General features: G+C 44.9%; 13 protein-coding genes. All 13 read right to left on the reverse strand.

All coding sequences use genetic code 11. From position 1 onward, the window contains the following. Nucleotides 1-12 precede the first annotated feature (12 nt). Nucleotides 13-459 carry an ExbD/TolR family protein gene (locus tag L4D09_RS01645; RefSeq protein WP_428455744.1) on the reverse strand — a complete coding sequence of 149 codons (447 nt, stop codon included), beginning with the start codon at nucleotides 457-459 and terminating at the stop codon, nucleotides 13-15. A gap of 5 nt (nucleotides 460-464) precedes the next feature. Next, nucleotides 465-1,151, reverse strand: coding sequence for a protein TolQ (tolQ, locus tag L4D09_RS01650; protein ID WP_428455745.1), 687 nt, complete (start codon nucleotides 1,149-1,151; stop codon nucleotides 465-467). Beyond that, nucleotides 1,148-1,555 (reverse strand): tol-pal system-associated acyl-CoA thioesterase, encoded by a 408-nt coding sequence (gene ybgC / locus L4D09_RS01655; protein ID WP_428455746.1) that lies wholly within the window; start codon nucleotides 1,553-1,555, stop codon nucleotides 1,148-1,150. The genes tolQ and ybgC overlap by 4 nt, the downstream gene beginning before the upstream one ends. Nucleotides 1,556-1,848: 293 nt before the next feature. Beyond that, the gene (ybgE, locus tag L4D09_RS01660) at nucleotides 1,849-2,151 is read right to left on the reverse strand and encodes a cyd operon protein YbgE (RefSeq protein ID WP_428455747.1); all 303 of its coding nucleotides are present in this window, start codon (nucleotides 2,149-2,151) and stop codon (nucleotides 1,849-1,851) included. Next, a complete protein-coding gene (cydX, locus tag L4D09_RS01665) occupies nucleotides 2,144-2,254 on the reverse strand; it encodes a cytochrome bd-I oxidase subunit CydX (RefSeq protein WP_428455748.1) in 111 nt (36 codons plus the stop codon). The genes ybgE and cydX overlap by 8 nt, the downstream gene beginning before the upstream one ends. A gap of 11 nt (nucleotides 2,255-2,265) precedes the next feature. Further along, on the reverse strand, nucleotides 2,266-3,402 hold the full coding sequence (cydB, locus tag L4D09_RS01670) for a cytochrome d ubiquinol oxidase subunit II (protein ID WP_428455749.1): 1,137 nt from the start codon (nucleotides 3,400-3,402) through the stop codon (nucleotides 2,266-2,268). A gap of 17 nt (nucleotides 3,403-3,419) precedes the next feature. Beyond that, on the reverse strand, nucleotides 3,420-5,006 hold the full coding sequence (cydA, locus tag L4D09_RS01675) for a cytochrome ubiquinol oxidase subunit I (RefSeq protein WP_428455750.1): 1,587 nt from the start codon (nucleotides 5,004-5,006) through the stop codon (nucleotides 3,420-3,422). 1,012 nt (nucleotides 5,007-6,018) lie between these two features. After that, nucleotides 6,019-7,035, reverse strand: a complete 1,017-nt coding sequence (gene ruvB / locus L4D09_RS01680; RefSeq protein ID WP_428455751.1) for a Holliday junction branch migration DNA helicase RuvB — start codon at nucleotides 7,033-7,035, stop codon at nucleotides 6,019-6,021. A gap of 12 nt (nucleotides 7,036-7,047) precedes the next feature. Then, a complete protein-coding gene (gene ruvA / locus L4D09_RS01685) occupies nucleotides 7,048-7,671 on the reverse strand; it encodes a Holliday junction branch migration protein RuvA (RefSeq protein WP_428455752.1) in 624 nt (207 codons plus the stop codon). 95 nt (nucleotides 7,672-7,766) lie between these two features. Then, a complete protein-coding gene (locus tag L4D09_RS01690; protein ID WP_428455753.1) occupies nucleotides 7,767-9,218 on the reverse strand; it encodes a methyl-accepting chemotaxis protein in 1,452 nt (483 codons plus the stop codon). A gap of 160 nt (nucleotides 9,219-9,378) precedes the next feature. Further along, nucleotides 9,379-9,900 carry a crossover junction endodeoxyribonuclease RuvC gene (gene ruvC, locus L4D09_RS01695; RefSeq protein ID WP_428455754.1) on the reverse strand — a complete coding sequence of 174 codons (522 nt, stop codon included), beginning with the start codon at nucleotides 9,898-9,900 and terminating at the stop codon, nucleotides 9,379-9,381. A 50-nt stretch (nucleotides 9,901-9,950) separates the two neighbouring features. Then, complete coding sequence (locus L4D09_RS01700; protein WP_428455755.1) at nucleotides 9,951-10,694, reverse strand: YebC/PmpR family DNA-binding transcriptional regulator; 744 nt, start codon at nucleotides 10,692-10,694, stop codon at nucleotides 9,951-9,953. A 113-nt stretch (nucleotides 10,695-10,807) separates the two neighbouring features. Beyond that, nucleotides 10,808-12,592, reverse strand: coding sequence for an aspartate--tRNA ligase (aspS, locus tag L4D09_RS01705; protein ID WP_428455756.1), 1,785 nt, complete (start codon nucleotides 12,590-12,592; stop codon nucleotides 10,808-10,810). Between the last annotated feature and the right edge of the window lie 347 nt (nucleotides 12,593-12,939).

Raw genomic sequence — 12,939 nt, forward strand, 5'->3', positions numbered from 1 at the left:
CTACCCGCCTATTTACTGTTCCAGAGGCTCAGTCATCAAGCCAACAGATCCAACACCAGCCTGATTTAGCGCATCGAGCGTCTCAATAATATATGAGTACGGTGCACGAGCATCCCCACCCACAAGTACGGTGGATTCAGGGTTGAGCTGCAATTCAGCACGTACTCGCGTCAGTAGATCATTAAGCCCAAGCCCACGGATCATATCCTGATCATCGACACTCAAACCAAGATTGCCATCTTGACTCACCTCCACAATGATCGGTGGCTTATCGCTATTTTCACCGATCAATTCAGCAGCCGTCTGGGCTGTCGCGGTGGCCGGAAGATCGACATCGACCCCTTGGGTAATAAATGGCGCGGTGACCATAAAGACGATCAGCAATACAAACATCACGTCAATATAAGGTACAACATTGATCTCACAAGTTATTTTACGCTTTTTGCGTTGATAGGCCATGCAATTTACTCCTGGTGAGCAGCAAACGCCTGGCGGTGCAAGATGCTAGAAAACTCTTCCATAAACGTTGCATAATCGTGCTCAAGCTTTGACACTTGATTTGTCAGCTTGTTGAAAAACATAACGGCAGGGATCGCGGCAAACAAACCGATAGCCGTTGCAATCAATGATTCAGCAATACCCGGAGCAACCATTTGTAACGTCGCTTGCTTTACCGCACCAAGTGCGATGAAGGCGTGCATGATCCCCCACACTGTCCCAAACAAGCCGATATACGGGCTAATTGAACCGACGGTCGCCAAAAATGGCAGGCTAGTTTCAAGCTCTTCCACTTCGCGCGATAAGGCAACACGCATAGCACGCCCCGTGCCTTCCATGACCGCTTCTGGCGCCTTGCCATTGTTGCGATGCAGACGAGCAAACTCTTTAAAGCCCGCATGAAAAATTTGTTCTGTACCCGTTAGGCTATCTTTACGAGCCTGAACTTCTTGGTAAAGTTGCGATAGGTCGACACCAGACCAAAACCGATCTTCAAAACGCTCCACATTCGTCTTTGCCTGCGATAGTACTTGAGAGCGCTTGATAATCATGGCCCAAGATGCAACAGACATGCCCACCAAAATAAGCACGACAACCTTACCTAGCAGGCTCGCCTGCAGAAATAGGTCTAAAATCGAAAGTTCAGCGTTCACTTAGATATCTCCGACATAATTTTTTCTGGAATCTTAATAGGTTTCAGGGTATCAGGATGCACACAGGCTACCTGAATCAGTGCTTTACACAATATCAGCCCCTCATTGTTAACTAAAACCTGACAGAACTCGATAGAGGCACGACGTATATTATTCGTCCATGTCTTTACAACTAATTGTTCGTCCAGCTTGGCACCTTTGAAGTAGTCAATCTCTATATGACGAATAACAAAGCTGGCTTTAGAAGCAAATAGGTCGTTAAGACTGACACCATAACTTCTGAAGAGTTCAGTTCTGGCTCGTTCAAAAAACTTAATGTAGTTGGCATGATAAACAAGCCCACCTACATCCGTATCTTCGTAATAAACCGTTATTGGCCATTCAAAGGCATTGTCTTCGGTCATGATTTCCTACGTTGTCGTGGCTACCTACTTAGAATCAATCATGCAGGTATCTACAGTTTGTGGCTTACTATACCTAAATTGCTTATCAGAATGGAATTATCCTGTGACGAACACTTACAAAACATTCAATTTTTTGACGTCTCGGTCACTTAATCCCGCTCATGAATAAATCATGGTATGAATAGTTCATCATTCTTTGACTGATTTTTAGTCACCTAAAAAAAGCCCAGTGCATGGCTGCACTGGGCTTTTTCAATTTTTAACTTATTACTTAGTCATAATAGCCACTGCTATCAACCTAAGCGAAGCCACATAATATAAAGCAAAATTGGCAATGATAAATACGGGGTAAAAAATACCTGCCAGTACCAACGGTGCGGGACAAACCCAACGCCGAAGACCATTGCTGCACATGATGCCCATATCAAGGCTGGCGAGATCACAGGTCCAAATCCGCCAATCGCCTGAGCAAAGAGTGTAGGTTCCCAAATCACCAGCCCAGCTGTAGCCAATGACATCATTAATGCCAACAACCGCAGTAGAGTGAAATCTACCCACTGATGAACACGCTTCACCCAGAGATTGAGATTACTCACCGGTCTCTTTATCCATATTTTCTGTCGCTTCTAGCCACAACGCGTTAATGATACCGAACGAGCAAGCAAGCAGCACACCCAGGATCCAAGCGAAATACCACATAGTCAGTCTCCTTAGTACAGTGAGTTCTTGTTGTCTTCGATATATTTGGTATCAAGGCGACCAAACATTTTGTAGTAACACCATGATGTGTAACCCAGAACGATTGGTACCATTACCGCAGCAACACCAGTCATGATGTTCAGTGTTAGCTCAGATGAGGTTGCATCCCACATCGTTAAGCTGTGTGCTGGTACAAGGCTTGATGGCATTACGAACGGGAATAATGCAAAACCCGCAGTTAAAATCACACCAGTCATTGTTAGGCTTGAGGTAACAAATGCCAATGCACAACGGTTAGCACGTGACAGTAGTAACGTCAGAAGAGGCATAAATACCGCTAGAGCAGGCGCAATCCACAATAGTGGGTAAGCATCGAAGTTATTAAATAACGCACCAGACTGACGAATGACTTCTTTCGTTAGTGGATTTGAAGGTGCATCCTTAATGATTTCCGAAGTAATTACGTAACCTTCAATGCTCTGAGCCCAGATACCAGCAATCGCAAAACACGCTGCAGTCGCGACAGAGGTGATCATCGCAACACGACGAGCACGCTCACGAAGAGCGTCAGTGGTTTTCATTTGCAAATAAGCAGCACCTTGGGTCGTTATCATTAAGATACTGACGATGCCACATAATAATGCAAACGGGTTAAGCAAACCAAAGAATGATCCTTTGTAGGTCGGGACCAAAAACTCACTTAATTCAAACGGTACGCCCTGAAGTAAATTACCGAACGCAACACCAAAGATAACGGGTGGAACAAAGCTACCAACAAAGATCGCTTTATCCCATGATTCACGCCACTGTGGGTTTTCAATTTTAGAACGGTAGTCAAAGCCAATTGGACGTAACCAAAGTGCCGCTAGCGTTATGATCATTGCAAAATAAAAGCCGGAAAATGCCGTCGCATAAACCAGAGGCCAAGCTGCAAATAGCGCACCACCAGCAGTGATAAGCCATACTTGGTTACCATCCCAGTGCGGGGCGATTGAGTTGATCATTACTCGTCGTTCAGAGTCTGTCTTACCGATAACGCGAGACAGCACACCAACACCCATATCAAACCCATCGGTCACAGCGAAGCCGATGCATAACACACCGATCAACACCCACCAGATGAATCGCAATACTTCATATTCAAACATTGCTCAGTACTCCCTGCTTATACTTCAACTTGACGCGAAACTGCATTCTGTGCTGAATCGTTCTGTTCAAAATGGTAGCGGCCTGTTTTCAAGCTGCTTGGACCTAGACGAGTAAACTTGATCATCAGGTACATCTCAGCAACTAGGAACGCTGTGTAAAGAGCAATAATTGCAATTAATGAGGTAATAACATCTGACGGTTGAAGATGTGAAACGGCCATCGACACCGGTAAGATTTCACCAACTGCCCATGGTTGACGTCCATACTCAGCGACAAACCAACCAGCTTCGATAGCAATCCACGGCAGCGGTAAACCGTATAATGCTGCTTTCAGAACCCATTTGTTTTCAGTGATCTTATGACGGCAAGACTGAATAAATGCAGCACCAATAATACCAAGCATAATAAAGCCACAAGCAACCATGATACGGAAGCTCCAGAACAACGGCCATACTGTTGGGATTGAGTCATCAGCAGCTTGTGAAATGTGCTCATCGGTTGCATCAACAACATTGTCAGCATATGGCTTAACCAAGTAGCCATAGCCTAAATCGTGTTTCACCGCGTCAAATGCTGCAATGTTTTCTGGCGTTCGTTCACCAGCACGTAGTTTTTCGAGTAAACCATAAGCAACCATACCGTTACGGATACGTACTTCGTGCTCGTCTTTCAGATCACGTAAGCCAGTCACTTCAGTATCGATAGAACGGGTAGCGATAATGCCCATTAAGTATGGGATTTTAATCGCGTAATCGGTTTCCATCGTTTCCTGGTTCGGGATACCAAACAGCGTGAAAGCGGCTGGTGCTTCTTCTGTATGCCACTCTGCTTCAATCGCCGCTAGCTTAGTTTTCTGAACATCACCTAGCTCATACCCTGATTCATCACCAAGTACGATTACAGATAAAATAGATGCAATACCGAATGCAGCTGCAATCGCAAATGAACGACGAGCAAACGCAATATCACGGCCTTTTAGGATGTAGTACGAACTGATAGACAGAACGAACATCGCACCTGTTACGTAACCTGATGCAACAGTGTGAACAAATTTCACCTGCGCAACTGGGTTAAGAACAACTTCCGCAAAACTTACCATTTCCATGCGCATGGTTTCGAAGTTGAACTCTGCACCAACAGGGTTCTGCATCCAACCATTCGCGACCAGAATCCATAGCGCCGAGAAGTTAGAACCAAGAGCAACTAACCAAGTGACAGTAAGGTGCTGACGCTTAGATAGACGATCCCAGCCAAAGAAGAATAGGCCAACTAAGGTAGATTCAAGGAAGAAGGCAACAAGTGCTTCGATAGCCAAAGGCGCACCGAAAATATCACCAACGTAGTGAGAGTAGTAAGCCCAGTTAGTACCGAACTGAAACTCCATGGTAAGACCCGTGGACACACCAAGGGCAAAGTTGATCGCAAAAAGCTTACCCCAGAACTTGGTCATGTCCTTGTAGATTTGCTTTCCGGTCATTACGTAAACTGACTCCATAATGGCAAGCAAAAATGCAAGACCAAGAGTCAAAGGGACGAACAAAAAGTGGAACATCGCAGTTAATGCGAACTGTAACCGCGATAGTTCGACGATATCAGTGAACATTGAGAACTCCTTTTTTCGCCAGGCTGAATGGCGACAGTACAACAACAAGTGTACCGATGGTTGGGCGTAGCAAAGTAGCTAACATAACCGCAATTATTCACCTTCCTGGTTGCTCGTTAGTTATAAAATAACGGCATCCTTGATATGTTGCGATCCTGTACCAAATTAGTTAATTTGTTGTTAAGCTACAGCTAATAAAGTCATTGCTAATATTACTTACATTCGTGATTGGTCTCAATGAATTTATCGCACAATTTTCCTTGACGAATATCAAGAAATATCGCTCAAAATTTAACCGACTGCCGTTTAGTTGATTTAGATCAAGCAAACACGCTCTCAAAATAACAACCAGAATTGCTAGTAAACTCAAGGTTTATCATAACTTTCAGCGTCAGATTCATGCCCTTTCACATTCTGTTTTAAAACGTCATATATCATCAATACTGACCTTAGAAAAAAGACAGAATCAACTTGTGACTCAGCTCATACATCAATAATGAAACCGATAAATAAGCCTGATTTAATGGGCTATATAAAGATCCCACCCACGCCAATCACATTAGTTAATCTAATCCAAATGGATAATAATAATCTCTTTTTTCATTAGGCAAAACGCCTATAATCAGCCGCAGAAACAAATTATGCCACCCAGACAATAAAAGTCGCCTTTTGCGTGGACTGTATGCTGTTTCCCCACAATTGATAATTTTAGATGAGGAAGTAGTTATGGCTCGTTTTATTGAGAAAGTAATTGCGTTATATCAGCCAAGTTTTACAGAGATGTACCAGAATCACGGCTAGAAAACGCTCACTAAACAAGCGCCATTCTGCCTGCACGCTTGCATTCACCGAGCAATTCCGGTTTAACCCCTCTGTTATTTGTCATATAAATGTAAATTTAACACGGTGACATGTATCAAATTGCAAGCAAAGATAGTACATAACAAAAAGCGAGGCCAACTGGCCTCGCTTTTTGTTACATTATGCATACATCTTTTAGCTGTCGAAATTGTTACTTTGACTCTGGAATATCTAAGCCAAAGTGCAAATAGGCACGATGAGTGGCAATCCGCCCACGTGGCGTACGCTGAAGGTAGCCTTGCTGAATGAGGTATGGCTCCAGTACATCTTCGATGGTATCTTTTTCTTCACCGATTGCCGCAGCAAGGTTATCGAGCCCCACAGGGCCTCCCATAAACTTGTCTATAATTGCCATCAGCAACTTACGGTCCATATAATCAAAACCGCTACTATCCACATCTAACATATCAAGTGCTTTACTCGCAATATCAGGGCAGATATGACCATCGCCTTTTACTTCAGCATAGTCACGCACACGGCGTAATAATCGGTTCGCGATGCGAGGCGTACCACGCGCCCGCATGGCGATTTCCATTGCACCTTGAGGCTCCATCGATAAATTGAGGCAATTTGCACTCCGTTTAACAATGTCTTTAAGGTCATCCACTTTATAATACTCAAGGCGCTGAGTGATACCGAAGCGATCACGCAGTGGCGACGTTAACGAGCCTGCGCGGGTTGTTGCACCAATTAAAGTAAACGGCGGAAGATCTATCTTAATTGAACGAGCCGCAGGCCCTTCACCAATCATAATATCTAACTGGTAGTCTTCCATTGCCGGATACAAGACCTCTTCAACCTGTGGGCTTAAGCGGTGGATCTCATCAATAAATAAGACATCATTTTCTTCAAGGTTAGTCAGCAACGCAGCTAAATCACCCGCTTTTTCAAGAACTGGACCTGATGTTGTACGAATACTTACGCCCATTTCATTGGCAACAATATTAGCCAATGTTGTCTTACCTAAACCTGGAGGACCAAAGATCAATAAATGATCCAAAGCCTCATCACGTAACTTTGCTGCTTGTATGAATATTTCCATTTGGCCGCGAACATGGTCTTGGCCTTGATAGTCATCTAGCAGTTTAGGGCGAATCGCGCGGTCAATGACATCTTCTTCACGGGTGGTAGGAAAGTCATTAGCAACCAGTCGGTCAGCTTCAATCATAATGGCCTACCTTTAGACCATCGAACGCAGTGCATCACGAATAATCGCTTCACTTGTCATGTCTGGTTGAACAACTTGTGCAACCACTTTTGATGCTTGCTGTGGCTTATAACCAAGTGCAACCAATGCACTTACAGCTTCATCTTCCGCACGCGCAGCAGAAACAGTATCTTGTACTGGTGCATTTGAAGCGGCAGTATCAAGCGCAGGGGTAAACAAATCGCCTTCGCCCCACCCTTTAAGCCGGTCTTTCATTTCAACCACTAAACGTTCTGCCGTTTTCTTTCCGACACCCGGAATTTTAACCAAGGTCGTGATATCTTCGTTTTCAACACTTAGTACAAACTGACTTGCCGTCATAGCTGACAAGATAGCCAACCCTAACTTAGGTCCCACACCGTTAGCTTTAATCACTTCGCGAAAGAGCTCTCGCTCGCTCTTTTTATTAAAACCATATAAAAGTTGAGCATCTTCACGCACAACAAAATGAATAGAGAGTACGGCTTCTTGGCCAACTTCCGGCAATTCGTAAAAACAGCTCATTGGCATTTGGACTTCATAGCCAATGCCACCGACTTCAATCAGGACTTCAGGCGGTTGTTTTTCGATTATGGTTCCACGTAGTCGGCCTATCACAGCAACTTCTCTTTATTGATTCACAAAATAGGCTTTAGGATAGTAAAGAGCTGGATATATATCCAGCTCTTTTTACCCATCATTGTGTATTAGGACTATCTCTCACCAACTGCACTATTTAGGCTTGAAGCCACTCCTTTAAGGTTCTCAACTTGCTTGGCAAGCTGAGCCCCCTGCTGGGCAACAGAATCTGATACTTGGCTGGTTTCAACAACACCACTTGCCACCGCACTACTGGCAACATTTAATTCTTTCAGTGACTCGACCTGATGCCCCATCGTATCAGCAAGTTGGGCGACATCATTGGAGATAATACTGACCTGTTCGATAATACCTGACAACTCACTCGCGGTTGCCTCTATAATCGCTTTTCCCTGCTCCACCTCTTTGCGGCTTGTTTCAAGTAACGCACGGATCTCTATCGCTGAGCGGTTACTTTTTGCAGACAGCTCCCTTACTTGATCAGCCACTACAGCAAAGCCACGCCCTTGATCACCTGCACGAGCCGCTTCAATGGCTGCATTCAATGCTAATAAATTCGTTTGCTCCGCAACAGACGTAATCAAATCAGCGACTGACATAATTTCGGCATTACTATTTAGAATTCGAGCAATGGCATCAGTCGATGCATATAATGACGCAGAACTTGTTTCCGCCTGACGGTGAATAGTACTGCTTCGAGATTTTAGTTCCGTGACAAATTTATCTGACTCATCGATACCGACAGTGAGCTGCTGTACTTGCTGATTCATTTGTTCAGCAGCACTTGCTTGTGAGTCACAATTTAAATTTAAACCGCTAACTTGCTGGTGAAGCGTTTGAGATTGCAGCTCCAAACTATTTGCAGCTTCGGTTAATTGGCTAGCATTCGCAGTGGCTTGTTGCAGCACCATACTTAAATGTTGTTCACCTTCACTGGCCTTTGTCGCAATGTTTTGACTGGTTTGGCGAGCAGTTTCGGCTGCGAGAATCGCACTTTGCCGCTGACGAACGGTATAGGCCTGCGCAACACCAATAACTATCAATGGCATCATAATACCGGACCAAACATCAAGCTGCTCTGCCGTTGCCGTTAATTCAATAAGTGGGAAGTCATACCCTGATAAGGCTTTATCAATCATCCATCCGGTTGTGACAACCACAATAACGGTCCATATCCCTGCCATGATAGGCCTTGCCGCAAGAAAGAATGCCACCACGAGTAAAGGCATCCAAAAAGCTTGGGTCGAGGCGACTATGCCGCCGCTTTGATAGACGATATTGAAGGCATGCACCACCATCCCTAAAAAACCAATATTAAGCGCTGCTTCAGGTGCACGGAATAGACGCAATACCAATCCAGCGAGCAATTCACAACCAATAAGGAAGACTGAAGTCATTATTAGTAAATGATGTCCGTAGTTCGACCATTTGATTAAGCTATAAAGTCCGACAAATAATGAAAGTAGAGTAAAGAAAAGGAGGGTGTCCACATAACGCGTATCTTCCTCTTGCCAGTTATGTGAAGTCGGCAAGAATAATGCCCGCCATATTGCAAATGGGGTCATGAAATATGTTCCTTATATTATAGTTGTATGACCTCTGACCAATATATGCCACTAAACAATATATTAACAAACAAAAAAAGCAGCCGATGGCTGCTTTTTGATCTGAATCTCATTCTAATAAATCACATAATAACGGGTGTAATTTATTGTTATTGCTAAATTAACGATAACGGCCGCGCTTCGCTCCCCGAGCTTGCCCTGCCATCGCAATTAATGTTTTATGTGTATGTGCATGGCAAATTGCAATTGCTAGCGCATCTGCAGCATCAGCTTGTGGCTTACCTGGCAGTTTAAGGACTGAACAAACCATATGTTGCACTTGCGCTTTATCAGCCCCGCCCGAACCAACCACTGCTTGCTTAATCGAACGCGCTGCATATTCACTGACCGGTAAATCGGCATTGACGGCAGCAACAATAGCGCTACCTCGTGCTTGGCCTAGCTTAAGTGCCGAGCTGGCATTCTTACCCATAAATACTTCTTCGATGGCAAATGCATCGGGTTGAAACTGGGTAATGACTTCGGATACACCGGCATAAATTTGCTTAAGTCGACCCGGGATATCATCAACAGAGGTACGGATACAACCACTACCGAGATATTCAAGATGACGCCCAACTTGTCGTATTACACCGTAGCCGGTGATCCGCGAGCCGGGGTCGATCCCTAAAATGACTGACATTCAGTCATGCTCCTTCATCAGGAGACTGCGAGACAATGTAACCCAGACGATTACAGTTGCTCTGCAACCTCATCAGAAATTTCACCATTATGGTAAACTTCCTGCACATCATCCAAATCTTCTAGCGCATCAATCAGACGCAGTAATTTGGGTGCTGTTTCAACATCAAGTTCAGCTTTCGTTGAAGGCACTAACGTTACTTCCGCGTTCTGTGCTTCAAACCCAGCCGCGTCTAGCGCATCCTTAACTACGCCAAAATCAGATGGCGTAGTGAACACGTCAATAGAACCATCGTCATTGGTTTCTACATCATCAGCACCGCCCTCTAGCGCTGCTTCCATAATTGCGTCTTCGTCTAAGCCTGCCGCGTAAGAGATCACGCCTTTCTTATCAAACAAGTAGTTTACGCTACCATCCGTACCCAAGTTACCATTGGCTTTTGAGAATGCATGGCGAACACCTGATACGGTACGGTTGCGGTTGTCGGTCATACATTCAACCATAACCGCAGTGCCTGCTGGGCCGTAACCTTCATAGATCACGGTCTCCATATTATCGTCACCCTCACCACCAGCACCACGGCTGACAGCGCGGTTTACGGTATCACGGGTCATATTGTTTGATAATGCTTTATCAATTGCAGCGCGCAAGCGCGGATTGTTATCAGGCTCAGCACCGCCCTCTTTAGCGGCAACAACAATCTCACGGATTAATTTCGTGAAAATTTTACCGCGTTTCGCATCCTGTGCGGCTTTACGGTGTTTGATATTGGCAAATTTACTGTGACCAGCCATTTCATTCTCCGGATTTAATTGAGCTATCAATTGCTCAAGTTTCACACTATGTAGGGTATATACATTAGAAACAAAAACTGGCCTTTCGGCCAGTTTGTTTTCAGTGCAATTTATTATTCTTGCTCTGCGTCGTCTTTCTTCGCGAGCGCCACTGCAATCGCCAGTTCTTCTAGCGATGCTGGGTTAGCCAAGCTCGGTGCATTCGTCAGAAGACATGAAGCCGCTGTTGTTTTCGGGAACGCAATAACATCACGAATGTTATCAGTACCACATAGCAGCATCACCAAACGGTCTAAACCAAATGCTAGACCCGCATGCGGTGGCGTACCAAACTTCAGTGCGTCAAGTAGGAAGCCAAACTTCGCTTTTTGCTCGTCTTCTTCAATACCCAGAATGCTAAACACTGTCGACTGCATTTCTGCATTGTGAATACGAACAGAACCGCCGCCCACTTCATAGCCGTTGATAACCATATCATAAGCATTTGAGTTTGCCGCTGCAGGGTTAGCCGCTAGCTCTTCAGGTGATACACCTAAAGGCGAAGTGAATGGGTGGTGCATTGCATGCAGGTTACCTTCATCATCTTCTTCAAACATTGGGAAGTCGATTACCCAAAGTGGCGCCCAAGCGCTTGTGTCCGTAAGCTCTAGATCATTACCCACTTTCAGACGAAGTGCGCCCATCGCTTCTTCAACAACACGCTTTTTGTCTGCGCCGAATAGAATGATATCGCCAGATTCCGCTTGAGTACGATCAAGCAGCTGTGCAACAACGTCTGCATTTAGGAACTTAGCTACTGGAGATTGAACACCCTCGAAGCCTGCTTCACGGTCGTTCACTTTCATCCATGCCAAGCCTTTCGCACCGTAGATACCAACAAACTTGGTGTACTCGTCGATTTGCTTACGCGTTAGTTTTGCGCCACCCGGAACACGGATAACAGCAACACGGCCTTTTTCATCATTCGCAGGACCAGAGAATACTTTGAAATCCACGTCTTTCAGAATATCAGCAACATCCACAAGCTCTAGCGGGTTACGTAGATCAGGCTTGTCTGAACCGTAACGGTTCATCGCTTCTGCAAATGGCATAATCGGGAATGTGCCTAGATCTACGTTTAGTAGCTCTTTCCACATTTCAGTGATCATACTTTCAGTCATTCCACGTACTTGCTCAGCAGACATGAACGATGTTTCGATATCGATCTGTGTGAATTCTGGCTGGCGATCAGCACGTAAATCTTCATCACGGAAACACTTAACGATCTGGTAGTAACGGTCAAAACCAGACATCATCAGCAATTGCTTAAATAGCTGTGGTGATTGTGGCAGTGCGTAGAAGCTACCTTTATGAACGCGGCTTGGTACTAAGTAATCACGTGCACCTTCTGGTGTCGCTTTCGTCAGTACTGGCGTTTCAATATCAAGGAACTCGTTAGTGTCTAGGAAACGACGAACAAAGCTTGATGCTTTTGCACGTAGCTTAATACGGTCGCTCATTTCTGGACGACGAAGATCTAGGTAACGGTACTTTAGGCGCTGCTCTTCAGAGTTTTTCTGGTTGAAGTCAAGCGGTAACACGTCAGAGCGGTTGATGATTTCTAGGCCACTAGCCAGAATTTCAACTTCGCCCGTCGCCATGTCTTTGTTCACTTGGCTTTCAGGACGAACACGTACTTCACCCGTTAGACGGATACAGAATTCGTTGCGCAGTTGGTTGGCGATTTCGAATACTTCTTTCATATCCGGATCAACAACTACCTGAACAATACCTTCACGATCTCGCATATCAACAAAGATAAGACCGCCTAAATCACGGCGACGATTAACCCAGCCGCATAACTCTACTGTTTGCCCTGCTAGGGACTTGTTCAGGTGACCACAATATTGGGTGCGCATATGAAATTCCCGATCTGTTTACTAACATTCCTAAATACATGGCAGGCTAGCAACCTTTAACCATGTACCGGCTGAATCCTTCTCGGCCAATTTGGTTAAACTTCACGCAATACGGTGAGTTAACAGGTGCCGAGAGACAAAAATAACGAGGTATTATATACCCAAGTACGCCTAACATGAACCTTGCATCTTGAAGTAACTATCTTGAAGTGGTCATCTCGAGGTAACTTTGATCCCCGTAAAAACTCACTGTAGGTAAAATCCGGCCTCGAAATCAACTTAATTTCCCCACGGTTACTGGCAAACGTTGACCGAGCACGAATAAAATATGCAAAATAGCCCCAAAG

This window comes from Photobacterium makurazakiensis, assembly GCF_050336715.1.
Taxonomy (GTDB): Bacteria; Pseudomonadota; Gammaproteobacteria; order Enterobacterales; family Vibrionaceae; genus Photobacterium; species Photobacterium makurazakiensis.